Origin of the sequence: Curtobacterium sp. TC1 (genome assembly GCF_019844075.1) — a bacterium.
Lineage (GTDB): Bacteria > Actinomycetota > Actinomycetes > Actinomycetales > Microbacteriaceae > Curtobacterium.
In genome coordinates this window covers 3,672,014-3,698,283 of the sequence record NZ_CP081964.1, presented here as the reverse complement: position 1 = coordinate 3,698,283, position 26,270 = coordinate 3,672,014, and the positions used below count along the sequence as shown (strand labels likewise).

28 protein-coding genes are annotated in these 26,270 nt (G+C 70.8%); 21 read left to right on the top strand and 7 right to left on the bottom strand.

Annotated features, from left to right (window positions below; all coding sequences use genetic code 11):
* Positions 1–80 precede the first annotated feature (80 nt).
* The gene (locus KZI27_RS18690) at positions 81–566 is read right to left on the bottom strand and encodes a glutathione peroxidase (protein WP_222658782.1); all 486 of its coding nucleotides are present in this window, start codon (positions 564–566) and stop codon (positions 81–83) included.
* A 70-nt stretch (positions 567–636) separates the two neighbouring features.
* Here KZI27_RS18690 and glmS point away from each other — a divergent pair, with 70 nt between their 5' ends.
* From glmS to KZI27_RS18655, 7 genes are all read left to right on the top strand, one after another.
* Positions 637–2,484, top strand: coding sequence for a glutamine--fructose-6-phosphate transaminase (isomerizing) (glmS, locus tag KZI27_RS18685; RefSeq protein ID WP_222658781.1), 1,848 nt, complete (start codon positions 637–639; stop codon positions 2,482–2,484).
* Between the two features lie 7 nt (positions 2,485–2,491).
* Entirely contained in the window at positions 2,492–2,866 is a 375-nt protein-coding gene (locus KZI27_RS18680; RefSeq protein ID WP_222658780.1) for a holo-ACP synthase, read from the top strand.
* The gene (gene alr / locus KZI27_RS18675) at positions 2,863–3,966 is read left to right on the top strand and encodes an alanine racemase (RefSeq protein WP_258373124.1); all 1,104 of its coding nucleotides are present in this window, start codon (positions 2,863–2,865) and stop codon (positions 3,964–3,966) included. Before KZI27_RS18680 ends, alr (KZI27_RS18675) begins: the two co-directional genes overlap by 4 nt.
* Complete coding sequence (gene alr, locus KZI27_RS18670) at positions 3,963–5,129, top strand: alanine racemase (RefSeq protein WP_222658779.1); 1,167 nt, start codon at positions 3,963–3,965, stop codon at positions 5,127–5,129. Before alr (KZI27_RS18675) ends, alr (KZI27_RS18670) begins: the two co-directional genes overlap by 4 nt.
* Positions 5,126–5,644, top strand: a complete 519-nt coding sequence (gene tsaE / locus KZI27_RS18665) for a tRNA (adenosine(37)-N6)-threonylcarbamoyltransferase complex ATPase subunit type 1 TsaE (RefSeq protein ID WP_261783972.1) — start codon at positions 5,126–5,128, stop codon at positions 5,642–5,644. The genes alr (KZI27_RS18670) and tsaE overlap by 4 nt, the downstream gene beginning before the upstream one ends.
* Positions 5,645–5,951: 307 nt before the next feature.
* Positions 5,952–6,560: an NAD(P)H-dependent oxidoreductase gene (locus KZI27_RS18660; RefSeq protein WP_222658778.1), complete on the top strand. Its 609-nt coding sequence runs from the start codon at positions 5,952–5,954 to the stop codon at positions 6,558–6,560.
* Positions 6,561–6,597: 37 nt separating this feature from the next.
* Positions 6,598–7,086, top strand: a complete 489-nt coding sequence (locus tag KZI27_RS18655; RefSeq protein ID WP_222658777.1) for a hypothetical protein — start codon at positions 6,598–6,600, stop codon at positions 7,084–7,086.
* 41 nt (positions 7,087–7,127) lie between these two features.
* Here the strand turns inward: KZI27_RS18655 and KZI27_RS18650 are convergent, their stop codons facing one another.
* Complete coding sequence (locus KZI27_RS18650) at positions 7,128–8,249, bottom strand: AI-2E family transporter (RefSeq protein ID WP_222658776.1); 1,122 nt, start codon at positions 8,247–8,249, stop codon at positions 7,128–7,130.
* Positions 8,250–8,367: 118 nt separating this feature from the next.
* On the bottom strand, positions 8,368–8,898 hold the full coding sequence (locus KZI27_RS18645; protein ID WP_222658775.1) for a hypothetical protein: 531 nt from the start codon (positions 8,896–8,898) through the stop codon (positions 8,368–8,370).
* An 89-nt stretch (positions 8,899–8,987) separates the two neighbouring features.
* Here KZI27_RS18645 and tsaB point away from each other — a divergent pair, with 89 nt between their 5' ends.
* From tsaB to KZI27_RS18625, 4 genes are all read left to right on the top strand, one after another.
* Entirely contained in the window at positions 8,988–9,623 is a 636-nt protein-coding gene (gene tsaB / locus KZI27_RS18640; protein WP_222658774.1) for a tRNA (adenosine(37)-N6)-threonylcarbamoyltransferase complex dimerization subunit type 1 TsaB, read from the top strand.
* Complete coding sequence (rimI, locus tag KZI27_RS18635) at positions 9,620–10,165, top strand: ribosomal protein S18-alanine N-acetyltransferase (protein WP_222658773.1); 546 nt, start codon at positions 9,620–9,622, stop codon at positions 10,163–10,165. Before tsaB ends, rimI begins: the two co-directional genes overlap by 4 nt.
* The gene (gene tsaD, locus KZI27_RS18630; RefSeq protein ID WP_222658772.1) at positions 10,152–11,207 is read left to right on the top strand and encodes a tRNA (adenosine(37)-N6)-threonylcarbamoyltransferase complex transferase subunit TsaD; all 1,056 of its coding nucleotides are present in this window, start codon (positions 10,152–10,154) and stop codon (positions 11,205–11,207) included. The genes rimI and tsaD overlap by 14 nt, the downstream gene beginning before the upstream one ends.
* Before the next feature lie 86 nt (positions 11,208–11,293).
* The gene (locus KZI27_RS18625; protein WP_222658771.1) at positions 11,294–12,067 is read left to right on the top strand and encodes a DUF4190 domain-containing protein; all 774 of its coding nucleotides are present in this window, start codon (positions 11,294–11,296) and stop codon (positions 12,065–12,067) included.
* On the opposite strand, the gene KZI27_RS18620 is transcribed toward KZI27_RS18625, so the two are convergent.
* The gene (locus KZI27_RS18620; protein WP_222658770.1) at positions 12,060–13,250 is read right to left on the bottom strand and encodes a class I SAM-dependent methyltransferase; all 1,191 of its coding nucleotides are present in this window, start codon (positions 13,248–13,250) and stop codon (positions 12,060–12,062) included. The two genes, KZI27_RS18625 and KZI27_RS18620, sit on opposite strands and share 8 nt — an antisense overlap.
* A gap of 160 nt (positions 13,251–13,410) precedes the next feature.
* On the opposite strand from KZI27_RS18620, the gene groES reads away from it, so the two are divergent.
* From groES to rarD, 3 genes are all read left to right on the top strand, one after another.
* The gene (gene groES, locus KZI27_RS18615; protein WP_110893972.1) at positions 13,411–13,707 is read left to right on the top strand and encodes a co-chaperone GroES; all 297 of its coding nucleotides are present in this window, start codon (positions 13,411–13,413) and stop codon (positions 13,705–13,707) included.
* Between the two features lie 122 nt (positions 13,708–13,829).
* Positions 13,830–14,054 (top strand): hypothetical protein, encoded by a 225-nt coding sequence (locus KZI27_RS20390; RefSeq protein ID WP_315971202.1) that lies wholly within the window; start codon positions 13,830–13,832, stop codon positions 14,052–14,054.
* On the top strand, positions 14,054–14,794 hold the full coding sequence (gene rarD / locus KZI27_RS18610; protein ID WP_315971201.1) for an EamA family transporter RarD: 741 nt from the start codon (positions 14,054–14,056) through the stop codon (positions 14,792–14,794). Before KZI27_RS20390 ends, rarD begins: the two co-directional genes overlap by 1 nt.
* Before the next feature lie 117 nt (positions 14,795–14,911).
* Here the strand turns inward: rarD and KZI27_RS18605 are convergent, their stop codons facing one another.
* The 3 genes from KZI27_RS18605 to guaB form a co-directional block, all read right to left on the bottom strand.
* Positions 14,912–16,243: an ABC transporter substrate-binding protein gene (locus tag KZI27_RS18605; protein ID WP_123311793.1), complete on the bottom strand. Its 1,332-nt coding sequence runs from the start codon at positions 16,241–16,243 to the stop codon at positions 14,912–14,914.
* A 129-nt stretch (positions 16,244–16,372) separates the two neighbouring features.
* A complete protein-coding gene (locus KZI27_RS18600; RefSeq protein ID WP_222658769.1) occupies positions 16,373–16,810 on the bottom strand; it encodes a VOC family protein in 438 nt (145 codons plus the stop codon).
* A 74-nt stretch (positions 16,811–16,884) separates the two neighbouring features.
* Positions 16,885–18,387, bottom strand: a complete 1,503-nt coding sequence (gene guaB / locus KZI27_RS18595) for an IMP dehydrogenase (protein ID WP_123293173.1) — start codon at positions 18,385–18,387, stop codon at positions 16,885–16,887.
* A gap of 252 nt (positions 18,388–18,639) precedes the next feature.
* Here guaB and KZI27_RS18590 point away from each other — a divergent pair, with 252 nt between their 5' ends.
* From KZI27_RS18590 to KZI27_RS18560, 7 genes are all read left to right on the top strand, one after another.
* The gene (locus KZI27_RS18590) at positions 18,640–20,034 is read left to right on the top strand and encodes a branched-chain amino acid ABC transporter permease (protein WP_260232981.1); all 1,395 of its coding nucleotides are present in this window, start codon (positions 18,640–18,642) and stop codon (positions 20,032–20,034) included.
* A gap of 12 nt (positions 20,035–20,046) precedes the next feature.
* Positions 20,047–21,033: a branched-chain amino acid ABC transporter permease gene (locus tag KZI27_RS18585; protein ID WP_123311797.1), complete on the top strand. Its 987-nt coding sequence runs from the start codon at positions 20,047–20,049 to the stop codon at positions 21,031–21,033.
* A complete protein-coding gene (locus KZI27_RS18580) occupies positions 21,026–21,928 on the top strand; it encodes an ABC transporter ATP-binding protein (RefSeq protein ID WP_123293178.1) in 903 nt (300 codons plus the stop codon). Before KZI27_RS18585 ends, KZI27_RS18580 begins: the two co-directional genes overlap by 8 nt.
* A complete protein-coding gene (locus KZI27_RS18575; protein ID WP_261783970.1) occupies positions 21,925–22,731 on the top strand; it encodes an ABC transporter ATP-binding protein in 807 nt (268 codons plus the stop codon). The genes KZI27_RS18580 and KZI27_RS18575 overlap by 4 nt, the downstream gene beginning before the upstream one ends.
* Before the next feature lie 217 nt (positions 22,732–22,948).
* Positions 22,949–23,140 carry a hypothetical protein gene (locus tag KZI27_RS18570; RefSeq protein ID WP_222658768.1) on the top strand — a complete coding sequence of 64 codons (192 nt, stop codon included), beginning with the start codon at positions 22,949–22,951 and terminating at the stop codon, positions 23,138–23,140.
* A 52-nt stretch (positions 23,141–23,192) separates the two neighbouring features.
* Complete coding sequence (locus KZI27_RS18565) at positions 23,193–24,311, top strand: GuaB3 family IMP dehydrogenase-related protein (protein WP_123311799.1); 1,119 nt, start codon at positions 23,193–23,195, stop codon at positions 24,309–24,311.
* Positions 24,312–24,376: 65 nt separating this feature from the next.
* Positions 24,377–26,263 carry a glycerol-3-phosphate dehydrogenase/oxidase gene (locus KZI27_RS18560; RefSeq protein WP_222658767.1) on the top strand — a complete coding sequence of 629 codons (1,887 nt, stop codon included), beginning with the start codon at positions 24,377–24,379 and terminating at the stop codon, positions 26,261–26,263.
* Positions 26,264–26,270 lie beyond the last annotated feature (7 nt).

The following is a 26,270-nucleotide window of genomic DNA, read 5'->3' as shown; positions in this document are numbered from 1 at the left end:
CCGGGGTACGTGAGCCGGTCGGCTCACGTACCCCGGGCCTCCCGTCCAGTGCTCGGTGCGTGTCCGCAGGACGCGACGCGTCAGGCGGGCAGGGCGGCCTCGATGGCCGCGATCACCTCGGGGGCGTCCGGCTTCGTGGTCGGACGGAAGCGCGAGACGGTGCCGTCGGGCGCGACGAGGAACTTCTCGAAGTTCCAGCTGACCCGTCCGGCCTTGCCGTCGGCGTCCGGGGTCTCCTTGAGCGCCTGGTAGAGCGGGTGCGCGCTCTTGCCGTTCACCTTGACCTTCTCGGACATCGGGAAGGTGACGCCCCACGTGGTGGAGCAGTACTCGTCGATGGCCTCGGACGAGCCGAGCTCCTGCAGGAACTGGTTGCTCGGGAACCCGAGGACCGTGAAGCCCCGAGGGCCGTACTGCTTCTGGAGGGCCTCGAGCTGCTCGTACTGCGGGGCGAGGCCGCACCGCGACGCCACGTTCACGACCAGCACCGCCTTGTCCGCGTACGAACCGAACGTGGTGTCCTCGCCGTGCAGCGTGGTGATGGCGATGTCGTCGAAGCGTCCCATGGCCGAAACGTTATCCCCAGCCCTGCTGCTTCGCAGGGTGCGCGCTCAGGCAGACCGTAGGATCGCTTCCATGTGTGGAATCGTCGGCTACGTCGGCAGCAACAGCAGCCAGGACGTCCTCCTCGGTGGCCTCCGTCGCCTCGAGTACCGCGGCTACGACTCGGCGGGCATCGCCGTGGTCGACCCCGCGGGGGACCTCGTCTCCGCCAAGAAGGCGGGCAAGCTCCAGGCCCTCGTCGACGAGCTCGAGTCGTCGCCGATCCCGGACGGCACCACGGGCATCGGGCACACCCGCTGGGCGACCCACGGTGGCCCGACCGACGGCAACGCGCACCCGCACCTGGCCGACGGCGACAAGCTCGCCCTCATCCACAACGGCATCATCGAGAACTTCTCCGAGCTGCGCGCCGAACTGCAGGCCGAGGGCATCGAGTTCCGCAGCGAGACCGATTCCGAGGTCGCCGCGCACCTGGTCGGTCGGGCGTTCCGCGAGACCGGTGACCTGACCGCCGCAATGCAGCAGGCCGTGCAGCGACTGGACGGGGCGTTCACGCTCCTCGTCGTGCACGCCGACCAGCCCGGCGTCGTCGTCGGTGCCCGTCGCAACTCCCCGCTCGTGGTCGGCCTCGGCGACGGCGAGAACTTCATGGGCTCGGACGTCGCCGCGTTCGTCGCGTACACGCAGCGGGCGCTGTCGATCGGGCAGGACGAGATCGCCACGATCCGCCCCGACGGCGTCGACGTCATCCACTTCGACGGCACCCCGGCCACGCCGAGCGAGTTCGAGGTGAACTGGGACGCCTCCGCCGCCGACAAGGGCGGGTGGTCCTCGTTCATGGCGAAGGAGATCAGCGAGGAGCCCGAGGCCGTCGCCAAGACGATCCTCGGCCGCGTCCACGACGGCGCCGTCACCCTGACCGACCTCGACCCGATCGCCGAGCGCCTGGCGACGGTCGACCGCGTCATCGTGATCGCCTGCGGCACCGCTGCGTACGCCGGTATCCTCGGCAAGTACGCCATCGAGCAATGGGCCCGCATCCCGGTCGAGGTCGAGCTCGCGCACGAGTTCCGCTACCGCGACCCGGTGCTGAACGACCGCACGCTCGTCGTCTCGATCAGCCAGTCCGGCGAGACCATGGACACGCTGATGGCCGTCAAGTACGCCCGCGAGCAGGGCGCGCAGGTCCTGTCGATCTGCAACACCCAGGGCGCGACCATCCCGCGTGAGTCCGACGCCGTGATCTACACGCACGCCGGACCCGAGGTCGCCGTGGCCTCGACGAAGGCCTTCATCGCCCAGGGCGTCGCGCTGTACCTGCTCGGACTGCACCTGGCCACCCTGCGCGGCACGCTCACGACCGCGCAGATCGCGGAGCAGGTCGCGGAACTCGAGGGCCTCGCCCCGAAGTTGCAGCAGACCATCGACGACGCCGCCGGCATCAAGGACCTCGCGCGCTGGATGGCGGACACCCGCAGCGTCCTGTTCCTCGGCCGCCACGTCGGCTACCCGATCGCGCTCGAGGGTGCGCTCAAGCTCAAGGAACTCGCGTACATCCACGCCGAGGGCTTCGCTGCCGGTGAGCTCAAGCACGGCCCGATCGCGCTCATCGAGCCTGGCCAGATCGTCTTCGTCATCGTGCCGTCCCCGCGTGACCCGCGCTCGCTGCACCCGAAGGTCGTCTCGAACATCCAGGAGATCCGCGCCCGCGGTGCCCGGGTGATCGCCATCGCGGAAGAGGGCGACGCAGCCGTGCTGCCCTTCGCGGACGAGGTCCTGCGGATCCCGCTCGCGACCCCGCTGTTCGAGCCGCTGCTCGCCGTGGCGCCGCTGCACATGTTCGGCATGGAGCTCGCCGCGGCAAAGGGCCTCGACGTGGACCAGCCGCGCAACCTCGCGAAGTCGGTCACCGTCGAGTAGTCGCACGATGATCATCGGCATCGGGGTCGACGTGGTGGACCTGGAGCGGTTCGAGCGGGTGCTGTCGCGCACGCCGGCGATGCGTGCGCGACTGTTCACCCCGGCCGAGCAGGTCCGTGACGGCGAACCACGGCCGATCGCGTCACTCGCGGCACGGTTCGCGGCGAAGGAGGCCCTGATCAAGGCCTTCGGGTCCAGCGCGGGGCTCAGCTGGCAGGACCTCGAGGTCGTGTCGGACGACCAGCGCAACCCGTCGCTGACGCTGCACCAACAGGCGCGACAGGTGGCGGATGCGCGTGGCGTGAGGAGCGTGCACCTGTCGCTCTCGCATGATGGAGGGATCGCGACCGCGTTCGTGGTCCTGGAGGGGACGGTTCAGTGAGTGCGTTCACCGGGATGACGGTCGACCGTGAGGCCCTGATCGAGAACTACGCGACGATCGCCGAGCAGGTCGCACCGTCCGGTGTCATCGCGGTGGTCAAGGCCAACGCCTACGGCCACGGCGCGCTCGACGCCGCTCGGGCCTTCGTGGACGCCGGTGCCGAGTGGCTCGGCGTCGCGGACATCGACGAAGCCGTCGCGCTCCGTCAGGGTGGCATCGACGAGGACGTCCGGATCCTCGCGTGGCTGCACGCCCCCGACGAGGACTTCCGCCGCGCGGCGCAGTACGACATCACCCCGGCGGTGTCGAGCGTCGAGCAGCTGTCGGCCGCTGCCGATTCCGAGGTCGGCGCCGTGCACATCTGCGTCGACACCGGCCTGAGTCGCAACGGTGCAGTCGAGTCCGAATGGGCCGAGCTGTTCACCACCGCCGGGGCCCTGGCGAGGGGCGGCAACCGCACCCGTGTCGAGGGGCTGATGTCGCACCTGTCCAACGCGTCGCGCACGGACGACCTCGACCAGGACGCCGCACTGCAGCGCGCGCTCGACGGCCTCGCCGCGAACGGGATCGTGCCCGACCTGGTGCACCTCGCCGCGAGTGCCGCGAGCATCGCCGTGCCGGAGACGCGCCGCGACCTGTCCCGCGTCGGACTCGCCCTGTACGGCCTGAGCCCGTTCGCCGATCGCACCTCCGCCGACCTCGGCCTCCGGCCGGCCATGCGTGTGACCGCTGCCGTGCTCCGCACCGTCGACGTCCGCGCCGGCGAGGGCGTGTCCTACGGCTACACCTGGCGGGCGTCGACCGACACCCGCCTCGCGGTCATCGGTCTCGGGTACGCCGACGGCTTCGACCGCGACTTCGGCAACCGGGTCTCGGTCCGGATCGGCGACCGCACGTTCCCGGTGGTCGGACGGGTCGCGATGAACGCCATGCACGTCGACGTCGGCGACGCCGACGTCAGCATCGGCGACGAAGCCGTGCTCTGGGGCGACCCGGCGAACGGCGACCCCGCGGTCGAGGACTGGGCCGCCGCGATCGGCACCATCAACTACGAGGTGGTCGCCCGGGTCGGCCACAGCGTGCACCGGAGGACGACGTGAGCTCCGCACCCCTGCGCCAGGCACGGATCGACCTGGACGCCTACCGCGCGAACCTCGACCTGGTCCGCGAGTGGATGGACCCCGTCGCAGTCATGGCGATCATGAAGGCCGACGCCTACGGGCACGGCCTCGAACCGATCGCGCTCGCCGCGGTGGACGCCGGCATCCGGTGGATCGGTGTGCTCACGGTCCCCGCGGCCCTGCGCCTGCGGTCGATCGGCGTCGGCGAGGACGTTCACCTGTTCACCTGGCAGCACGACCCGGACCTCGACTTCCGCGACGCCATCGACTCGGCTGTCGACCTCGGCGTCTCGAACGTCGCCGAGCTGCAGCGCATCGTCGACGCCGTCGACCAGCGCCCGGCCCGGGTGCACCTCGGCGTCGACTCCGGGCTGCACCGCGACGGCGCGACCCCGGCGGACTGGCCCGCACTCGTCGAGCTCGCCCGCGACGCCCGGCGGAACGGCCGCATCGAGGTCGTCGCCGCGTACACGCACCTGGCCGAGTCGTCCGACCACGAGGACAGTGCCGCAGTCGCCGTGTTCGACGCCGCGATCGAGATCGCGGAGGACCTGGGGCTCGACGTCCCGATGGAGCACGTCGCCGCATCGCTCGCCGGCTTGGAGCGCAAGGAGTTCCGCAAGGACATGGTCCGGATGGGTGCGAACCTGTTCGGCATCCCCGGCGCCGACGGTGTCTCGGCCGCCGACCTCGGGCTCGAACCCGTGATGACCCTGACGGCCTCGGTCGCCAAGACGAAGCGGGTCCCCGTCGACACCGGCGTCTCGTACGACTACACGTACCGCACCACCTCGGAGACCACCCTCGCGCTCGTGCCCGTCGGGTACGCGGACGGCGTCCCGCGTCTGGCGCAGGGCCGCGTCGAGGTCGCGATCGGCGGCAAGCGCTACCCGATCGCCGGCCGTGTCGCGATGGACCAGTTCCTCGTCGACGTCGGCGACGACGACGTGCAGACCGGTGACACCGTGACGCTGTTCGGCACCGGCGAGCACGACGAGATGACGGTCCTCGACTGGGGCCGTTCGCTCGGCACCATCGGCGAGGAGATCGTCTGCCGCATCGGGACCCGCGTGCCTCGGTTCTACGAGGGCCACGACATCGAGGGACGCGTCGGGGAGTACCTGCGGGGCGACCAGTCGTGACCGAGGCCGCACACGTCCTGCTCGACACGGCCATCGACGGCACCGACGCGATGGGCGAGCTCGGAGCGCGGTTGGCCGCTGTCCTGCGTGCCGGTGACCTGGTCGTGCTCACCGGGCCGCTCGGTGCCGGCAAGACGACCCTGACCCGAGGGCTCGGCGCTGCACTCGGCGCGCGCGGCCAGGTGTCCAGCCCGACCTTCGTCCTCGCCCGGACGCACCCGACCACGGCCGGCCCGGACCTGGTGCACGTCGACGCCTACCGGCTGTCGGACCCGGTCGAGCTCGACGACCTCGACCTCGACTGGGACGCCGCGATCGTCGTCGTCGAGTGGGGCCGCGGCATGGTCGACGGCATCAGCGACAACGTGCTCGACGTCGAGATCACGCGGGCGACCGGCGCGGACGCGGCCGACCGCGGGGCCGACGAGGACCTCGATCCCGACGACGTGCCCGACGAGCCGCGCCGGGTCGTCGTCACCGCGACGGGGCCGCGCTGGGCGGGCGTCGACCTCTGACCCTGCAGCGCGTGGACACCGGTGCGGTCGACGGCCTCCGCACCTTCCTCGTCGGTGCCGACCTGACCGTCGCCGGGCTCGACCGTGCTGGCCTCGGCCCTGCCGGTCTCGAGCCGACCGTCCGGCTGTGGGTCGACCGTGCCGACGACGGCCGCGTGGTCGGCAGCACCGATCCGGTCGTTCCGGCGGACCGGGCAGCTCGCGCACGAGGTCGCCTGGTCCCTCGACCTGACCGCGGTGTGAGCCGGCACGGCCGGGCGACAGCGGGCGTCCCGGTGCCGCCCAGCCGGCTCCGGGAGGATGCGGTGTGCCGACGCTCATCGTGACCGCCCACCCGGACCCCGACTCGCTCACCCACCACCTCGCGGCTCGCCTGCGGGACGCCCTGCCGGCCGGGACGGTCGAGACCGCCGACCTGGCGGCCGAGGGGTTCGACCCGCGCTTCACGCTGGCCGACCGGCACACCTACCGGACCGGCACGGACGCCCCGGCCGACGTCGTCGCCGAGCAGCAGCGCATCGACCGCGCCTCCGACCTCGTCCTCGTGTTCCCGGTCTGGTGGTGGTCCGTGCCCGCGGTGCTCAAGGGGTGGATCGACCGCGTGTTCGTGAACGGCTGGGCGTTCGACGTCGACCCGGACGGCGGCATCCGTCGAGCGCTCGGACGGCTCACCGTCCACCTGGTGCCGATCGCGGGCGACGACGCCGGCGTGTACGAACGGCACGGGTACGCCGAGGCGCTCCGGACGCAGGTCGAGCACGGGATCGTCGACTTCTGCGGTGCCCGCCGGGGCGCCACCGTGTTCGTGCACGACTCCGAGACCGAGGACGCCGAGGCCCGTGAGCGCGCGGTCGCGGCGGCGGTGGAGGGTGTCCGCCGAGCGGTCGTCGACCGTGCACCGGCCGGCGACCGGTAGCCTCGCAGCAGATCTGGTCAGCGCGAACGGGGGAACCATGCGCATCGTCCTCGACACCGGCGGCTTCAGCGACGTGGAGGTCGGCACGGTGGACCGTGACGACACCGAGTTGGTGTTCCGGTCACCTGCAGGCGCGGTCGTGGCACGCCATCCGGTGACCGCAGTCGCCTGTCTGGACGTCCGGGCGACCGGCCCGCAGTCGACGCCGGCGCCGGCCATCGCCACGACGTCCGGAGCGGACGAACCGTCGTCCCCACTGGTGGTCCGGGCTGCACCGACCGGCAACCCGCAGGTCGACGCTGCTCGGCTCGACCGGCCCGCCGCCTACGCGCCGTGGACGCCGCAGGAGGACACCGGGCTCGAGGCGATGACGGCGGCGGGGATGTCCGTGGCGGACGTCGCGATCGTGCTGCGTCGCCAGGACGGCGGTGTGCGGTCACGGTTGCGGCACCTCCGCGAGGCAGCGGACGAGGCCGCGACGAGCACGGGCGCGACGTCGCCCACCAGCACGGTCCGTTTCGACTAGCCGCCGCGTCCCGCACCTGCGCCACGCGGCCCCGCGTCGGCTCAGCCGACCGGGACCGTCTCGCGACGCTTCTGCTGCCAGGGGGTGGCCGGTGCGTCCTCGCCGTTCCAGACCTGCACGACGCCCCAGCCGGCTGCGATGAGCGGGACCGCGAGCAGCGCACCCGTCACCCCGCCGAGCACGGTGCCCGCCGTCAGCCCGACCAGGATGACGAGGCCGTGCAGTCGCAGGGTCTTGCCCATGAGCACCGGCTGCAGGAAGTTGCCCTCGACCTGGTTGACGAGCACGACGATCGCCACGACGACGACGGCCTTCACCGGGCCGAGTGCGACGAGGGTCACGAGGGCGGCCAGGGTGCCGGCGATCGGGGCGCCGATCATCGGGATGAACGAGGTCACGAAGGCCACCACGGCGAGCGGGATCGTCAGCGGGACGCCGAGCACGGCGAGTCCGCTGCCGATCGCGAGCGCGTCGAAGGCGGCGACGGCGGCGGTCCCGCGCACGTACCCGCCGAGCGTCGTCACCACGCGGTCGCCGATCCGACGGGCACGGGCGTACTGGTCGCCGGTGAACGGGCGGAGCAGGAACTCCCACAGCGCCGGGCCGTCCTTGAGGAAGAAGAACAGGATGACCGCGGTGAGCACCGCCCCGGTCACGAAGTTCGTCACCGCGGAGATGCCGGCGATCGCGCCGGCTCCGAACCGGGCGCTCGTGACGAAGTCGACGACGCCGGACACCGCGTCCTCGATCTGCCCGTCGGTCACCCGGACGGGCAGCTCGTGCAGGAGGTCCTGCAGTTGTTGCAACCCGTCGACCGCCGATGCCTGCAGCATCGGCCACTGACCGGCGAACGTCGAGACGAGCAGCCACAGGACACCTGCGCCCGCGGCGAGGACGGCCACGAACGCGATCGAGGTCGCGAGCACCGAGGGCACCCCGTGCCGGCGCAGCCAGGCGACCAGGGGGTGCAGCGCCGAGGCGATGATGAGCGCGAGGAGCAGGGGGATCGTGACGAGGCTGAGCGTGGTCGCGGCGGTGACGATCGCGCCGAGCACCACGACGATCACGACCGTCTGCATGCAGCGGACCGCGAGCCGCCCGTAGGGGTCGGTCCAGGTGCTCGGTCGGACGGACGTGGGCGCGGGGGAGCGGCGCAGGTGCATGGCGGGGTCTTCCGGTTGGTGCCGACGGGACCCGCACGACCGTACCCGGCGGGCCGCACCGGCCGCGCGGATCCGGTCCCCCGGGGTCAGCAGTCGGCGTCGAGGTGCGTGCCGCTCGTCACTGTTCGACGCGCCGTGTTGCCTCGCGCCGGTCGAGCTCGGCGAGCAGCGTCGCCGTGTTGCGGAGCACCCGCGGGGTGGTCACGACGGTGGCGACGAGCGCCGCGACGAAGAGCGCCGCACCGAACCAGAACACCGGTTGGCCGGTGACAGCGAGCCAGACGGCGAGGGCGGTCGCGGGCACGTACAAGACCGTGGCGGTCCACCGGAGCGGCTGGTGGAGCCGCTGGCGCGCGAGCAACGCCTGCCGCCATGCCGCGGTGTCCGCATCCGGCGGTAGCGTGCCGGTCCGCACCGCCCTGCCGAACGCAGGCCGCTGCGCGACGTCGCCGTGTGTGCGCCGGACCCGCCCGACCCACGACCCCAGGAAGACCCCGAAGAAGGTGCCGGCCACCAGGGAGACCAGCGCTCGCGGTCCGGCCCCGAGTTGCGGCACGGTCAGGAAGGTCGACCCGAACCACGCGGCGGCGAACGCGACGCCCACGACGACGCCCGCTGCCCAGGCCGGCTTCTGCTGCATCCACCCCACGGCGCCGAGCCTGCCACCGGCACCCGCACGACCGGTCGGAGCGGGATCGCGACGGAGCTCCCTGCCCACACGCCGCCTACGATGGACGGGTGCTCCTCGCCATCGACACCTCCGCCGGAACATCCGTGGCCGTCGTCGACCCGGCCACCGGCAAGCCCATCGCGACCCGTGACACCGAGGACAGCCGCCGGCACGCCGAGGTGATCGGCCCGTTCCTCGCCGAGACCCTCGCCGAGGCCGGCATCACCGGCGCGGACGTCACGGGTGTCGTCGCCGGCATGGGCCCCGGCCCGTTCACCGGCCTGCGCGTCGGCATCGCTGCCGCGCGCACCTTCGCCGCGGCGGTCGGCGTCCCCGTCCTGCCGCTCGTCAGCCACGACGCGGTCGCGGCCGATGAGCGCGACGGCCGACGGGACGGACCGTTCGTCGTCCTGACGGACGCCCGCCGGCGCGAGGTCTACTGGAGCGCGTACGACCAGACCGGCACGCGGGTTGCGGGTCCGGGTCTCGCCAGGCCCACCGATCTCGACGAGGCGATCCGCGCCTCCCGGCCCGAAGCGGTGGGCTGGGACCGCGTGACGGCCCTGTCCATCCCTGCCTGGAGGCTCGGATCACTCGCCGCGGACCGCCTGCGGTCCGGCACGGGGTTCGACCAGGACACCCCCCTGTACCTGCGGGAACCCGACGTCACGGTGCCGGGTGCGCCGAAGCGGGTGAAGCAGTGACCCTGCCGGACGGGCTCCGCCTGCGGCGGGCGCACCCGCAGGACCTCGACGACATCATGTGGCTCGAGCACGTCTCGTTCCCGACGGACGCCTGGTCGGCGTCCCAGATGTCCGGAGAGCTGTACTCGCCGCACGGGTACTACATCGTCATCGAGACCGTCGACGAATCCGCGGCACCGATGGTCGTCGGGTACGCCGGACTGTCCTCGCTGGCAGGCAACCCGGTCGCCGACGTGCAGACCATCGCGGTCGCTGCGGACCAGCGCGGCAAGGGGCTCGGGCGGGTGCTGTTCACGGAGCTCCTCGACGAGGCCCGCCGCCGTGGTGTGCGCGAGGTCTTCCTCGAGGTGCGCGCCGACAACCCGGTCGCGCAGTCGATGTACACGGCGTTCGGGTTCGAGCACATCGCGACCCGGCCGCGCTACTACCAGCCGGACGGCGTCGACGCGTGGGTGATGCGGGCCGAACTGCCCGGCCCGGACGCCGAGCGGTCGTCGGGCGTCGGACCCATCGGACAGGAGGCCCTCGGTGAGCGGGACTGAACCACTGGTGCTCGGCATCGAGACGAGCTGCGACGAGACTGGTGTGGGCATCGTGCGGGGGAGCACCCTGCTCGCGAACGTCATCGCGTCGAGCATGGACGAGCACGCCCGGTACGGCGGTGTCGTGCCCGAGGTCGCCGCACGCGCCCACCTCGAGGCGATGACCCCCACGCTCCACGAGGCGCTCGAGCGGGCCGGGGTCACCCTCGACGAACTCGACGCCGTCGCCGTCACCGCCGGACCCGGTCTGGCGGGTGCGCTCATGGTCGGGGTGGGGGCTGCGAAGGCGCTCGCCGTCGCCACCGGCAAGCCCCTCTACGGCGTGAACCACCTGGTCGGGCACGTCGGTGCCGACGTCCTGCGCACGGACGGCAGCGACATCGAGCTCCCGACGGTCGCGCTGCTGGTGTCCGGCGGGCACACGTCGCTGCTGCTGGTGAAGGACCTGGTCGGCGACGTCGAACTGCTCGGCGAGACGATCGACGACGCCGCGGGCGAGGCGTTCGACAAGGTCGCACGGCTGCTCGGTCTGCCGTACCCCGGCGGGCCGCAGATCGACCGTGCCGCGGCCGACGGTGACCCGAAGGCAATCCGGTTCCCCCGCGGCCTGACGCTGCCGAAGGACCTGGCCGCGCACCGCTACGACTTCTCGTTCTCCGGACTGAAGACCGCCGTCGCCCGCTGGGTCGAGCGCTGCCGTGACGAGGGGCGCGAGGTGCCCGTGGCCGACGTCGCGGCGAGCTTCCGCGAGGCCGTCGTCGACGTCCTGCTGACCAAGGCCCTGAACGCCTGCCGCGACACCGGCGTCGACCGGCTCCTGCTCGGTGGCGGTGTGGTCGCGAACGCCCGGCTGCGGCAGGTCGCCGAGGAACGCTGTGCGGCGGCGGGGGTGCAGCTGCGGATCCCGCCGTTCGACCTGTGCACGGACAACGGCGCCATGATCGCGGCCGTCGGGGCGCGCCTGGTTGCCGAAGGGCACGCGCCGAGCGACCTCGGGATCGCGGCCGACTCGACGTTGCCGGTGACGACCGTCCAGGTCTGACCAGTTCGGCCCCGGTCCTTCTTCGGGAGCCTGTGGGAGGATTCACGCGGGCGTCGGAGAGACCGGACGCCCGAGAGGGGTGGACGGTGTCCGATCAGAACGAGTGGCCGAAGCCGGGCGAGACGCCGAACGGCCCAGCGAACGGACAGCCCGACGGCACGCCCGCCCCGGACGCCCCGCAGGCTCCCGAGCAGCCGCAGAACCCGTACGGACAGCAGCACCCGTCGAACCCGTACGCGGCACCGCAGCAGCCGAACCCCTCCGGCCAGCCCCAGCAGTCCAACCCGTACGGGCAGCAGCACCCGTCGAACCCGTACGCGGCGCCGCAGCAGCCGCAGCAGCCGCAGAACCCGTACTCGGCCCCGCAGGCGCCCCAGGACCCGTACGGTGCGGCCCAGAACCCGTACGGCCAGCAGAACCCGTACACGCAGCAGCAGGGCCAGCAGAACCCGTACGCGCAGCCGCAGGGCGGCCAGAACCCCTACGCGCAGCCGCAGCAGCAGCCGTACGCGCCCGCTGGCGCCTACGGGTCGACCGGCTACCAGCCCTACGCGCAGCGCCCGAAGACGAACACCCTGGCGATCCTCTCGATCGTGTTCGGTCTCGCCGCCATCCCGATGTGGTTCATCGCGATCCTGCTCGGTCCGGCCGGCGCGATCCTCGGCCACGTCGCGCTCGGCAAGATCAAGCAGAACGGTGAGGCCGGCCGCGGCCTCGCTCTCACCGGCATCATCGCCGGCTGGGTGATGGCCGGTGTCTGGCTGATCTGGATCGCCTTCATCATCTTCCTCGGCGTGATCGGCCAGAGCTCGTACTCCACCTACGACTACGACTCGGGCACCGGCGCCTTCATCAGCTGAGCCGCTCGCACAGGACCGCGCTGTGCCGCCCGTCCAGGCGGGTGAGCACGAGCGTGACCCGGCCGGTCCCGCGCAGCCGCAACCGTTTGCGGAACTGCGCCGGGTCGACGTCGACGCCGCGCTTCTTGATCTCCACGGTGCCGATGCCGTCCGCGGCGAGCCGTGCCGACAGGCGCTTCACGTCGAGCGGCATGGTGTCCAGCACCCGGAAGCCCTGGGCGAACGGCGTCGTCACGGCACGGTCCGAGGTCACGTACGCGATCCCGTCGGAGACCATGTGGCCGTCGAGGGCGCGTGCCAGGTCGCCGATGAGCCGTGCGCGGATGACGGCGCCGTCCGGCTCGTACAGGTAGGCACCGAGCGGGCCCACCTCGGCGTCCTCGGCGTCGGCCGGGCCGGTCATCTCGGCGATGCCGTGCGCACCGATCACGGTGGCCGCTCGGCGGATCCCCGGCCGGGCGAGGGGCCCGAACCACAGCGCGAGCTCGACGACCTCGCGGTCGACGGAGGTCCACTGCGCCTCGGCGGTGTCGGGGATCAGGTCGCGGTCGATGCCGGGTCCGAGCTTCACGCCCGTCGGGGTGCTCGTCGCGGCGGCGAACACGGTGTCCAGGGACGGCGACCAGTCGTCGGGGTCGGCCAGGCGACGGGTGTCCGAGTGGCCGGAGGTCCGACGTGCGGGGTCCATCCAGATGCCGTCGACGCGGGAGACGTCGAACGCGGCCGCGTCGCCCAGTTCGACTCGTGCGTTCGGCCACACCGCGAGGTTGTGCGTCGCGACCGCAGCGGTGACCTCGTCGCGGTCCACCGCGGTGACGTCGAGGTCGAGCGCGGCCATCGCCATCGCGTCGCCGCCGATGCCGCAGCCGAGGTCGGCGACACGCGTGAGTCCGGCCGCGGCGAACCGCCCGGCGTGCTGTGCGGCGACCTGCAGGCGGGTCGCCTGCTCGAGTCCGGCCTCGGTGAAGAGCATGCGGGCGGCGAAGTCGCCGAACTTGCCACGGGCCTTCTGCCGGAGCTTCGCCTGGGTCAGGACCGCCGAGACGAGCTGCGGGTCGTGGCCCTCGGCCCGGAGCCGGGACACCACCCGGACGATCTCGCCGCCGTCCGAGACGCCGGGGGTACGGTCGAGCAGGGCCATCCCGTCAGGGGTCAGCAGTGCGGCGAGTTCGGCGGCTTCCATGTCCCGATCCTCCCAGGTGCTGCATGTTCCCCTGATGTGCTGGCACTCGGATTGACCGAGTGCCAGTGGCCCCCTAGAGTTGGCGTTGGCACTCTCCTGTGCGTAGTGCCAACCCGGTTTTCATCTGTACCGAGTCCGTACCGAGAAAGAAGAGGTCACCGTGGCCGTCAGCATCAAGCCGCTCGAGGATCGCATCGTCATCCGCCAGGTCGAGGCGGAGCAGACCACCGCATCCGGTCTGGTCATCCCCGACACCGCGAAGGAGAAGCCCCAGGAGGGCGAGGTCGTCGCCGTGGGTCCGGGTCGCATCGACGACAACGGCAACCGCGTCCCGCTCGACGTCGCCGTGGGTGACAAGGTCATCTACTCCAAGTACGGGGGAACCGAGGTCAAGTACTCGGGCGAGGACCTGCTGGTCCTGTCGGCTCGTGACGTCCTCGCGGTCGTCGTCAACTGAGTCCAGTACTCCTCTCGGACGCCCCGTTCGGCCTGTCGGCTGGCGGGGCGTCCGTGCGTTCAGGGCGACCGGGAGGCCCGTGGTCCGTCCGGCTCGTCGGCGGTCGTTCCTAGGATGGTTCCGTGAGTGAACCGAGTCCCGCGCGACCCGTCCGCAGCGAGGCATCCGTCGGCGTGGTGCAGGCGATCATCGCGTACGGGCTCTGGGGCCTCATGCCCCTGCTCTTCGCGGCGATGGCCCCGGCCGGCGCGTTCGAGATCGTCGCCTGGCGCATCGTCTTCGGGCTGGTGTTCTCTGCGCGGTTGCGATCGCCGTCACCCGCTCGTGGCTCCGCACCCGCACCCTGATGGCGCAGCGCCGGGTGATGGCCGTGATGGGCCTGGCCGCGGTCCTCATCCTGGTGAACTGGACCGTGTACGTCCTGGCGACCACCACCGGCCACACCGTCGAGGCAGCACTCGGGTACTTCATCAACCCCCTGGTCACGATCGCACTCGGCGTCGTGGTCCTGCGCGAGCGGCTGCGGCCGGCGCAGTGGGCGGCCGTCGGCATCAGCGTCGTGGCGGTCGTCGTGATCGCCGTCGGCTACGGCCAGGTGCCGTGGATCTCGCTCGTGCTCGCCTGCTCGTTCGGTCTCTACGGCTTGGTGAAGAAGCGCGTCGGCGGCACGGTCGACGCACTGAGCGGCCTCACGATCGAGACCGTGTGGCTGCTGCCGATCGCGGTCGTGGCGCTGGTCGTCCTCGGTGCGACGGGCCTCGGCGGCGGCGTGACGTTCACGAGCGAGGGCTGGGTGCACGTCCTGGTGACGGTGCTCACGGGGCCGGCGACGGCGGTCCCGCTCCTGCTGTTCGCGTCCTCGGCGCGGCGGGTGAGCCTGTCGACCCTCGGGTTGACGCAGTACCTCGCGCCCGTGATGCAGCTGCTCGTCGGTGTGGTGGTGCAGCACGAGGCGATGCCGCCGGCGCGCTGGTTCGGCTTCGGCATCGTGTGGTTGGCGCTCGTGGTGCTGACGGCGGACTCGTTCGCCGCCGCGCGGGCGTCCCGCCGTCGAGCGCTCGCACCTGCTCCGGCCGAGCCCGCCTGACGGGCGCACGCCGGGCCTCCCGTCCGCCCGTCCGCTCCGCCACCTGCACGCAAAAGCGACAGTCCCCCGCGGATGACCCGCGGGGGACTGTCGCTTTCGTGAGGTGGAGCCGGTGCCCTACTTCTTGACCGCGCCCTGGATGGCGCTCTGGTAGACGGGCTTGTTGTCGCCGTCGAACTTGTAGATGCCGATGTAGGCGCTCGACGGGTCGTTGTTGTCGTCGAACGGACCGATGCCGGACGGGCCGGTGTAGTGGATGTCCTTGCCGTCGTCGAGGAGCGCGACGCACTCCTTGAAGGTGGCGCACTCGGTGCCGCCGTCGGCTCCGGAGACCGCGGCCATGTTCGCCTGGATCGTGCCGGAGTCGGTGCCCTTGCCCTTCACCGCAGCCAGGGCGGCGAGGACGGTGGCGTCGTACGACTCCGCCGCGTACGAGTAGTCGGCGAGCGTCTTGCCCGACGAGTCCTTGTAGAAGGCGGACAGCTGCTTCTTGAAGTCGTCCTTCGGCGAGGCACCGGGGATGGTGCCCTGGGCGCCGGTCAGGGTGCCCTTGTCGAAGTCCTTCGAGTAGTCAGCCGTGTTGCCGTCGGACATGTAGATCTTCGCCGTGTTCCCCTGCGAGACGAGCTCCGGGATGATCGACTTCGTCTCGTCGAAGGCCAGGACGACGATCGCGTCCGGCTTGGCTGCGAGCGCGGCCGTCACCTCGGACGAGAACGTGGTCTGACCGGGCGGGAACTCCTGGCCCTCGCCCTTGCCGCCGTAGACGACCTGGCCACCGGAGGCCTCGACCGCGGACTGCACCGAGTTGCGGAGGCCCGTGCCGTAGGTGTCGTTGAAGACGAGGAACGCGACCTTGGCGTTGCCGTCACCGGTCACGAGCTGACCGAGCGCCGAACCCTGCACCGAGTCCGGCGGAGCGGTCCGGTAGTAGTACGACGAGTAGCCCGAGAGGTCGCTCGCGGTGTTCGCGGGCGAGATCTCGACGATGCAGTTGCTGGTGAGCTGGTCGATGACGTTGAGGGTGACCGACGAGGACTCGGCGCCGATCGCGACCGGGACCTTCGCGTTCACGAGCTTCGTCGCAGCCGAGCTCGACACGGTCATGTCGTTGCTGTCGCCGGAGTCGGTCGCGGGGTCGATGGTGACGTCCTTGTCGAGGACGCCGCCCGCGGCGTTGATGTCCTTGACCGCGAGGCCGACACCGGACTCGGCCGGCGGGTTCAGGTAGGCGAGCGAGCCGGTGAGCGGCAGGATCGTGCCGATCTTCAGCGCGTCGGTGCTGGGGGTGTCGGGGGCCTTGCAGCTGGCGGCGGGGTCCTTCTTCGCGTCGCTCGACGCCGAGCTGGAAGGGGAGTCGCCGCTGCTGGTCGTGGAACACGCTGCGAGCAGGACGGCTGCTGCGCCTGCCAACGCCAGTGCCGTGGTGGCACGGGTGGTTCTGATCATCCGTGGAGCCCTTTCTCTGCGCGGAGGCGTTGCCGCTTCGGGTCGAACGCGGCGCCTCCACTGGATGTCGAGAAACGTAGGGTCCATGTGTTTCGCCCGTGTGACGGGGCGGTACGCAAAACTGTTTCGTTACCGAGCCGTGACGTTCCTGTGCGGAGGATCAGGGATCGGCGCCCGGACCGGACCGGCGTCAGCCGTCGCGTTCAGCCGCGGAACGCAGAACTCGTTGCCCTCCGGATCCGCGAACGCGACCCACCCACCGTCGTCGTGGCGGAGGTCCGCGAGTTCGGTCGCCCCGACGCCCCGCAGCCGCTCGACCTCGGCATCACGCGTGCGGTCGGTGGGACGCAGGTCGAAGTGGATCCGGTTCTTCACGGACTTCGCCTCGGGGACCTGGATGAACAGCACCTGGTGCGAGCCGTCGGGTGCGGTGATCATGCACTCCTCGTGTCCGGGGGCGTTCGGGTCGTCGGCGATGTCGACGTATCCGAGGACCTGCTTCCACCACTCCGACAGGGCGTAGGCGTCACGGCAGTCGATCGTGGTGTGGGAGACGGCGCTGACCATGCCGTGACGCTACTGCCCGCGGACGACGAACGCCCCGCTCCGGTCGGGAGCGGGGCGTTCGGGGTGCAGCCGGCTCAGCTGCGGTAGTTCGGCGCCTCGACGACCATCTGGACGTCGTGCGGGTGCGACTCCTTGAGCCCGGCAGCCGTGATGCGGACGAACTTGCCGCGGGCCTTGAGCTCCGGGATCGTGCGGCCGCCGACGTAGAACATCGACTGCCGGAGCCCACCGGTGAGCTGGTACACGACGTTGCCGACCGAGCCGCGGTAGGGCACCTGGCCCTCGATGCCCTCGGGGATCAGCTTGTCGTCGTTGGGGACGTCGGCCTGGAAGTAGCGGTCCTTCGAGTACGAGGTCTTCTTGCCGCGGGTCTGCAGCGCGCCCAGGGAGCCCATCCCGCGGTACGCCTTGAACTGCTTGCCGCCCACGAAGACCAGGTCGCCGGGGGACTCGTCGGTGCCGGCCAACAGCGAGCCGAGCATGACGGTGTCGGCACCGGCGACCAGGGCCTTGGCGATGTCGCCCGAGTACTGCAGGCCACCGTCGGCGATGATCGGCACGCCGGCTTCGCGTGCTGCGAGGGAGGCCTCGTACACGGCGGTGACCTGCGGCACACCGACGCCGGCGACGACGCGGGTGGTGCAGATCGAGCCGGGGCCGACGCCCACCTTGACGGCGTCGACACCGGCGTCGATGAGTGCCTGCGCACCGGCACGGGTCGCGACGTTGCCGCCGATGACGTCGATGTCCGCGAACGACGGGTCGGCCTTGAGCCGGCGCACCATGTCGAGCACGCCTTCGCTCTCGCCGTTGGCGGTGTCGACGACGAGCACGTCGACGCCGGCGTCACGCAGGGCCTCGGCACGCTGCCAGGCGTCACCGAAGAAGCCGATCGCGGCACCGACGCGCAGTCGGCCCTCGTCGTCCTTCGTGGCGTCCGGGTACTGCTCGCTCTTGTCGAAGTCCTTGACGGTGATGAGACCGCGGAGCTTGCCCTCGGCGTCCACCAGCGGCAGCTTCTCGATCTTGTGCTGCGCGAAGATCGCGATGGCTTCTTCCGGGTCGATGCCCTCCATCGCGGTGATCAGCGGCGCCTTGGTCATGACGTCGCGCACGAAGGTGGTCGATTGCTCGAACGTGGCCACGAACCGCATGTCGCGGTTGGTGATGATGCCGACGAGGGTGCCGTCCGCCTCGACCACGGGCAGGCCGGAGACGCGGAACTGACCGCAGATCGCGTCGACCTCGGCCACCGTGGCGTCCGGGGTGGTGGTCACCGGGTTGGTGATCATGCCCGACTCGGAGCGCTTGACCTTGTCGACGTAGGCCGCCTGGTCCTCGATGGACAGGTTGCGGTGCAGGATCCCGATGCCGCCCTGCCGCGCCATGGCGATGGCCATGCGGGCTTCGGTGACGGTGTCCATCGCCGCGGAGAGCAGCGGGACGTTGACGGAGATCCGCCTGGTGAGCCGGGACGCGGTGGACGCCTCGCTCGGGATGACGTCGGTGTGCCCCGGCAGGAGCATGACGTCGTCGTACGTGAGTCCGATGAATCCGAACGGATCCGGCTGGTCCATGGGTCCCCTTCGTGGGCGAGTGAAGTGGTCGAGACACCGGGAACGCAACGGCGGGTTCCGGATAGGACATGGTAACGCGCGTGGGCCCTCCCGCTATTCCGCGTTCCGCCTGGGGGAACGGATCGCGCCCCCTTCGGACGCGTTCCTCCACAACGTCACAGTTCGGGTACGAATCACACAGGGAACGTGTTGGAAACACGGGTGTCACAAAATCCCCATAGGTTCCTCGTCATCCGAACGAGAGGCTCTTCCGTGGGATCCATCACTCCTCCGGGACGGGCGCAGCCGCGTCTGTTCCGCCTCCGCCAGGCGCGACGTCGACCGGTCCTCGCGGCCGTGCTCGTCGCCGCGTTCCTGGCGACCTTCCTGATCGACTGGGCGGTCACCCTGCCGGCCTTCAGCGCCACGTCGGCGCCGGCGACCAGTCAGTCCTGCACCGTCAGCCCCGACAACGGGTGCATCCAGGGCACGATCACCGACTCCGAGCGCGAACCGGCCGAGGACGTCGACGTCGACGTCGCCGGCCCCGGTGGCTTCGCCGAGACGGCGACGACGAACGCCGACGGCCGCTGGTCGGTCAGCGTCGACGAGGCCGGCGAGTACACCGTCAGCGTCGACCAGGCCACCCTGCCGAAGGGCCAGTACCTGACGAACGCAGCCGACGCCGAGCGCAAGGTCCAGGCGACGCTGAACGCCAACGTCGGACAGATCTTCCAGCTGTCCGACCAGAAGGGCGCGACGACCACGTCCGACTCGTCGAGCGTCAGCCCGCAGCGGGCATGGCAGCAGTTCGCCTCGGGCATCCGCCTCGGCCTGCTCATCGCGCTCGCGTCGATCGGCCTCTCGCTCATCTACGGCACGACGGGGCTGTCGAGCTTCTCGCACGGCGAGCAGGTCACCCTCGGCGGGCTGCTGGCCTACGTGTTCGCGAACCAGCTCGGCTGGAACATCTGGGTGACCGGCATCGTCGTCACGCTGTTGTGCGCGGCGACCGGGTACCTGCAGGACGCCGGGATCTGGCGACCGCTGCGGCGCAAGCGGATCAGCCTCACGCAGCTCATGATCGTGACGATCGGTCTGTCGATCGCCGCCCAGTACGCGTTCCAGTACTTCTTCGGCGCAGCGACCGTCCGCATCCAGCAGGGCAACCCCGAGACGGTCCGGTTCGCCGGGGTCACCCTCACGGTGCAGTCCTACGTGGCGATGGGCATCGCGCTCGTCGTCCTGGTCGCCACCGGGCTGTTCCTGGCGAAGACCCGCTTCGGCCGGGCCACCCGCGCGGTGTCGGACAACCCGGCCCTCGCCGCAGCGTCCGGCATCGACGTCGACCGGGTCATCCGCTTCGTGTGGACGCTCGCCGCCGGTCTCGCCGGGCTGTCCGGCGTGATGCTCGGCCTCGTCCTGAACGGCGTGAACTGGCAGACCGGCCTGCAGCTGCTCCTGCTCATGTTCGCCTCGGTCACGCTCGGTGGCCTCGGCACGGCCTACGGCGCACTCGTCGGGTCGATGATCATCGGCGTCGTCGTCGAGCTCACGAACCTCGTGCTCCCCGGTGACTTCAAGTACGCCACCGCCCTCGTCATCCTCATCCTCATCCTGCTGTTCCGGCCGCAGGGCATCTTCGGCCGCGCCGAGCGGGTCGGCTAAGGGAGCACGCGCATGGACTACATCCTCAACCTGCTGTCCTCGCTCACCCAGGAGGCCCTCGCCCCGACCACGGCGGCGTTCGCGCTGGCGGCCATCGGACTGAACGTGCACTTCGGCCTGACGGGGCTCGTGAACATGGGCCAGGCGGCGTTCCTGCTGCTCGGTGCCTACGGCTTCGCGATCTCGATCACCAACGGGCTGCCGTTCGTGATGGCGGTGCTCATCGCCCTGCTCGTCGCCATCGTGTTCGCGATCATCCTCGGCGTCCCGACCCTGCGGCTCCGCGGCGACTACCTGGCGATCGTGACGATCTCCGGCGCCGAGATCATCCGCATGGTCGGCCGTTCGAGCCTGCTCACCACGACGACCGGCGGCTCGAACGGCATCACCGGGTCGAGCTACCGCGACCCCTTCACCGCCCTGAGCCCGCTGCCCGACGGCACCACGACGATCCTCTGGTTCACCTACGCCAACAACGGTGTCAACGGCTGGTGGATCCGCATCGCGGCCTGGGCGCTCGTCGCCCTGTTCACGCTCGTGCTCTTCCTGCTCATGCGCAGCCCCTGGGGTCGTGTCCTGAAGGCGATCCGCGAGGACGAGGACGCCGTCCGCTCCCTCGGCAAGAACGTCTACTCGTACAAGATGCAGGCGCTCGTGTTCGGTGGCGCACTCGGTGCGATCGCGGGCATCATCTACGTCCTGCCGAGCTCGGTGCAGCCGGACGCCATGGGCCGCTCGATGACGTTCTTCATCTGGACGGCGCTCATCCTCGGCGGTGCCGCGACGGTGTTCGGTCCGGTGCTCGGCGCCGTGCTCTTCTTCGTCCTCCGCCTCTTCATCCGCACCCTGGCCGGCGACTTCATCCCCGACTCGATCATGAACGCGCAGCAGGCGGAGCAGTTCTCCTACGTGCTCGTCGGCGTCGCGCTCATGCTCCTGATCGTGTTCCGTCCACAGGGGTTGCTCGGCAACAAGAAGGAGCTGACGTTCAGTGTCTGAGACCTACGGCTACACGAAGGCCGACCCGATCCTCACCGTCGACGGCGTCACCCGGCACTTCGGCGGCATGACCGCCGTGGACGTCGACCACCTCGAGGTCCAGCGCGGTTCCATCACGGCCCTGATCGGCCCCAACGGTGCCGGCAAGACGACCTTCTTCAACCTGCTGACCGGCTTCGACAAGCCGAGCCCCGGCGCGAGGACGCAGTTCAACGGCGCGACCCTGCAGAAGACGAGTGCGACCCACATCGCCAACCGCGGCATGGTGCGCACGTTCCAGCTGACGAAGGCGTTGTCGCGGCTCACCGTCATGCAGAACATGCTCCTCGGCGCCCGCGACCAGCCCGGCGAGAACTTCTTCGCGGCGCTGATCAAGCCCGTGTGGGCGAAGCGGGAGCGCGAGATCACCGCGAAGGCCGAGGACCTCCTCGCCCGCTTCAAGCTCGACGACAAGGCCGACGACTACGCCGGCTCGCTGTCGGGCGGGCAGCGGAAGCTCCTCGAGATGGCCAGGGCGCTGATGTCCGACCCGACGATGATCATGCTCGACGAGCCGATGGCGGGCGTGAACCCCGCGCTGACGCAGTCGCTGCTCGGGCACATCCAGTCCCTGCGCGACGACGGCATGACCGTGCTCTTCGTCGAGCACGACATGCACATGGTCCGGCACATCTCGGACTGGGTGGTCGTGATGGCCGAGGGCAAGGTCGTCGCCGAGGGGCCGGCCGACACCGTGATGGACGACCAGGCGGTCATCGACGCGTACCTCGGTGCGCACCACGACACCGACCTGGGCGACGACTCGCTCCTCACCGAGGAGACCTTCGAGGAACTCGCGGAGGAAGTCGCGGAAGAAGACGCGGCGGACGCAGCAGCAGAGGAGAAGACCCGATGACGGACGCAGTCGACCCCACGAACGCGAGCAGCGCCTCCAATCCGTCCCAGGCGGCCACGCTGGAACGCGAGCCGGTGCTGAGCGCGAAGAACCTCGTCGCCGGGTACCTGCCGGGCGTGAACATCCTGAACGGCTGCGACCTGGACTGCTACCCCGGCGAGCTGATCGGGATCATCGGACCGAACGGTGCGGGCAAGTCCACGCTGCTCAAGGCCCTGTTCGGTCTCGTGTCGATCCGCGAGGGATCGGTCACGCTGCAGGGTGAGGACATCACGAACCTCAAGGCGAACAAGCTCGTCCAGGCCGGCGTCGGCTTCGTCCCGCAGACGAACAACGTGTTCCCCTCGCTGTCCATCGAGGAGAACCTGCAGATGGGGCTGTACCTGCGGCCCCGCAAGTTCGCCGAGCGACTCGAGGTCATCTACGACCTGTTCCCGGTGCTCGCGCAGCGGCGCGGCCAGCGGGCCGGCTCCCTGTCCGGCGGTGAGCGACAGTCGGTCGCGATGGCACGCGCGCTGATGATGGACCCGAAGGTGCTCCTGCTCGACGAGCCGAGCGCGGGCCTGTCGCCGGTGCGGCAGGACGAGACGTTCCTGCGGACCCGACGGATCAACAAGGCCGGTGTGTCGATCGTCATGGTGGAGCAGAACGCGCGACGCTGTCTGCAGATCTGCGATCGTGGGTACGTGCTCGACCAGGGGCGGAACGCGTACTCGGGCACGGGGAAGGAACTCGCGGACGACCCGAAGGTCATCGAGCTGTACCTCGGGACGCTCGCCAAGGACGTCGACGCAGGGCGCTAGCGCGCTGTGTCGACTGCGGGTGCCGCTGTGGGGGTGGTATCCGCGACGGGTGGGGCCGTGCGTGGTCGCTTCGCGCCGCACGGCCCCGCTCCTGCACGTGGGGTTCCGTCGGCTCGCGACGGTGCGTGGGGCCCCGTCGGCTCGCGACGGTGCGTGGCCGGGTCCGGACCGGACGGGAGGCCCGCCCCGCGTTCGCCGGGTCGGTATCGTTCCGCAGGTGCAGAGACTGTCGGCGGGTGCGATGGACGCCCTGGTGTGGGTGGTCTTCATCGCGCTGTTCGTCGGGGCGGCGCTGCTCGTGAAGGTGGCGGCCGCGCTCCTGGTGGTGCTCGTGGTGCTCGCGCTGCTGCTCGGTCTCGTGCTGCGTGCGCTCCGGAAGCGCCGCCGGACCCCGCGCCGCCAGCGCTGACCGCACCGTCCGGTCCGTGCACGCCCCCGGACCCGCCCGGTAGGCTTGCCGGGTGAGCGAAGTCGAGATCGGTGCAGGCAAGCGCGGACGTCGGGCGTACGCGTTCGACGACATCGCAGTGGTCCCCTCCAGGCGGACGCGTGACCCGCGCGACGTCAGCGTGCAGTGGTCGATCGACGCGTTCACCTTCGCGTCGCCGATCCTCTCCGCGCCGATGGACTCCGTGTCCTCGCCGGCCACGGTCATCCAGATGGGCAAGCTCGGCATCCTGGGCGTCCTCGACCTCGAGGGGCTGTGGACCCGGTACGAGGACCCGACGCCCTACTACGACGAGATCAAGTCGCTCACCGACGGCAACGTCACGAAGCGCATGCAGGAGATCTACTCCGAGCCGATCAAGCCGGAGCTGATCACCGCCCGCTTGGCCGAGATCCGTGCCGCCGGGGTCCCGGTCGCCGGCTCGCTCAGCCCGCAGCGCACGCAGGAGTTCTCGAAGACGGTCGTCGACGCCGGTGTCGACCTGTTCGTCATCCGCGGCACGACGGTCTCGGCCGAGCACGTGTCGCAGAACGAAGAGCCCCTCAACCTCAAGAAGTTCATCTACGAGCTCGACGTCCCGGTGATCGTGGGCGGTGCCTCGACCTACACGTCGGCGCTGCACCTGATGCGCACCGGTGCCGCCGGTGTCCTCGTCGGGTTCGGCGGCGGCGCTGCGTCGACCACGCGCGCCGCGCTCGGCATCCACGCGCCGATGGCCACCGCGGTCGCCGACGTCGCCGGCGCCCGTCGTGACTACCTGGACGAGTCGGGCGGCCGCTACGTGCACGTCATCGCCGACGGCGGTCTCGACACCGCCGGCGACATCGTCAAGGCGATCGCGGTCGGCGCCGACGCCGTCATGCTCGGCACCGCGCTCGCCCGTGCCACCGAGGCGCCCGGCGGCGGCTTCCACTGGGGTGCCGAGGCGCACCACCCGGAGCTGCCCCGAGGTCGTCGGGTCGAGGTGGGCACGATCGCCCCGCTCGAGAACGTGCTGAACGGTCCGACGCCGACCCACGACGGCCGTGCCAACCTCGTCGGTGCGCTGCGCCGATCGATGGCGACGACCGGATACTCCGACGCCAAGGAGTTCCAGCGAGTAGAAGTGGTCGTGGCGCCGTACCACCAGTGATCCTGGTGGCACCCGTGCACCGACGCGGGTGACGCCTCGGCGCCGACCGTGACCCGGAGGCGACGATGGCGAAGTCCAGCACCACGAAGCAGACCAGTTCGGCCGGACGTCCTGGCGACGTCGTGCCAGGAGCGGGGTTCGACCCCGCGGCCAAGCTCGGCCCCGACGAACGCGCGGCCGCGATCGAGACCCTCAAGACGAAGGAGCTCGACGTCCTGGTCGTGGGCGGCGGCATCGTCGGTGCGGGCAGTGCGCTCGACGCCGTCACCCGCGGTCTGACCGTCGGCATCGTCGAGGCCCGCGACTGGGGTTCCGGCACGTCGAGCCGTTCGTCGAAGCTCGTGCACGGCGGCATCCGCTACCTGGAGCAGCTGAACTTCGGGCTCGTGCGCGAGGCCCTCATCGAACGCGGGCTGCTGCTGCAGCGGATCGCCCCGCACCTGGTGAAGCCGGTGCGCTTCCTGTACCCGCTCAACCACCGCGTGTGGGAGCGGTTCTACATCGGCATCGGCATGGCGATGTACGACGCCTTCAGCTGGTCCGGTGGACGCCCGCCCGGGGTCCCGCACCACCGGCACCTCAGCCGCACGCAGGTGCTCCGCTCGATGCCGTCGCTCAAGAAGGACGCCTTCGTCGGCGGCATGACCTACTACGACGCCCAGGTCGACGACGCCCGCTACGTGGCCTCGCTCGTCCGCACCGCGGTGTCCTACGGTGCCCATGCCGCGAGCCGGATCCGGATCGAGGGCTTCATCAAGGTGGGGGAGCGCGTCGTCGGCGCGCAGGCCCACGACATCCAGACCGGGGAGCGGTTCGAGATCCGCGCGAAGCAGGTCGTGAACGCCACGGGTGTCTGGACGGACGACACGCAGGCGATGATCGGTACCCGCGGGCAGTTCAAGGTGCGGGCGTCGAAGGGCGTGCACCTGGTCATCCCGCGCGACCGGTTCCAGTCGAACATGGGCATGATCCTGCGCACCGAGAAGAGCGTGCTGTTCGTGATCCCGTGGGGCCGGCACTGGCTGGTCGGCACGACCGACACCGACTGGTACCTCGACAAGGCGCACCCGGCGGCGACCGCTGCGGACATCGACTACATCCTCGAGCACGTCAACAAGGTGCTCCGCGTCCCGCTCACCCGCGAGGACGTCGAGGGTGTCTACGCGGGCCTCCGGCCGTTGCTGGCGGGGGAGTCCGACCAGACCTCGAAGCTCAGCCGCGAGCACGTCGTGGCGCACACCGTGCCCGGGCTCGTCGTCGTCGCCGGCGGCAAGTGGACGACCTACCGGGTGATGGGGAAGGACGCAATCGACGAGGCCGTCGCCGCGATGGACGGCAAGATCCCGGCGTCGACGACCGAGGACATCCCACTGCTCGGGGCCGAGGGGTACCCGGCCGCGTGGAACCGTCGCGCACGGACCGCCCGCAGCTTCAACGTGCACAAGGTCCGCATCGAGCACCTGCTGAACCGCTACGGCACCCTGGCCACCGAGGTGCTGCAGCTCGTCGAGCAGGACCCGACCCTGGCCGAGCCGCTGCCGGGCGCCGACGACTACATCGGTGCCGAGGTCGTGTACGCCGCCTCGCACGAGGGGGCCCTGCACCTGGAGGACGTCCTCGCCCGCCGCACCCGCATCTCGATCGAGGCCTGGGACCGCGGTGAGTCGGCGGCCCCGGTCGCCGCGAAGCTCATGGCCGACGTGCTCGGCTGGGACCAGGAGACGACCGAGCACGAGGTGTCGAACTACCTGAAGCGCGTGGCTGCGGAACGCGAGTCGCAGCTGCAGCCCGACGACGAGAGCGCCGACCGCGTGCGGCTCGAGGCGCCGGACATCGCGTTCGGCTTCGACGAGGACGACGTCGTCGTGGGTGGCGGCCGCAGCAGCGGCGCGGAGGGCGCGAAGGCGTCGGACGAGCAGGTGGTGGGGGAGAAGACGAGCGAGCCGGAGTAGCGACCCG

Excerpts from the sequence above, each read along its gene's own strand:
- KZI27_RS18585 (WP_123311797.1), top strand. The coding sequence starts at position 20,047 with ATGGACTACATCCTCAACCTGCTGTCCTCGCTCACCCAGGAGGCCCTC.
- KZI27_RS18600 (WP_222658769.1), bottom strand. The coding sequence starts at position 16,810 with ATGGTCAGCGCCGTCTCCCACACCACGATCGACTGCCGTGACGCCTAC.
- KZI27_RS18680 (WP_222658780.1), top strand. The coding sequence starts at position 2,492 with ATGATCATCGGCATCGGGGTCGACGTGGTGGACCTGGAGCGGTTCGAG.
- KZI27_RS18650 (WP_222658776.1), bottom strand. The coding sequence starts at position 8,249 with ATGCACCTGCGCCGCTCCCCCGCGCCCACGTCCGTCCGACCGAGCACC.
- glmS (WP_222658781.1), top strand. The coding sequence starts at position 637 with ATGTGTGGAATCGTCGGCTACGTCGGCAGCAACAGCAGCCAGGACGTC.
- KZI27_RS18605 (WP_123311793.1), bottom strand. The coding sequence starts at position 16,243 with ATGATCAGAACCACCCGTGCCACCACGGCACTGGCGTTGGCAGGCGCA.
- KZI27_RS18560 (WP_222658767.1), top strand. The coding sequence starts at position 24,377 with ATGGCGAAGTCCAGCACCACGAAGCAGACCAGTTCGGCCGGACGTCCT.
- KZI27_RS18575 (WP_261783970.1), top strand. The coding sequence starts at position 21,925 with ATGACGGACGCAGTCGACCCCACGAACGCGAGCAGCGCCTCCAATCCG.
- KZI27_RS18655 (WP_222658777.1), top strand. The coding sequence starts at position 6,598 with ATGCGCATCGTCCTCGACACCGGCGGCTTCAGCGACGTGGAGGTCGGC.
- KZI27_RS18620 (WP_222658770.1), bottom strand. The coding sequence starts at position 13,250 with ATGGAAGCCGCCGAACTCGCCGCACTGCTGACCCCTGACGGGATGGCC.
- rarD (WP_315971201.1), top strand. The coding sequence starts at position 14,054 with ATGGCGCAGCGCCGGGTGATGGCCGTGATGGGCCTGGCCGCGGTCCTC.
- KZI27_RS18690 (WP_222658782.1), bottom strand. The coding sequence starts at position 566 with ATGGGACGCTTCGACGACATCGCCATCACCACGCTGCACGGCGAGGAC.
- guaB (WP_123293173.1), bottom strand. The coding sequence starts at position 18,387 with ATGGACCAGCCGGATCCGTTCGGATTCATCGGACTCACGTACGACGAC.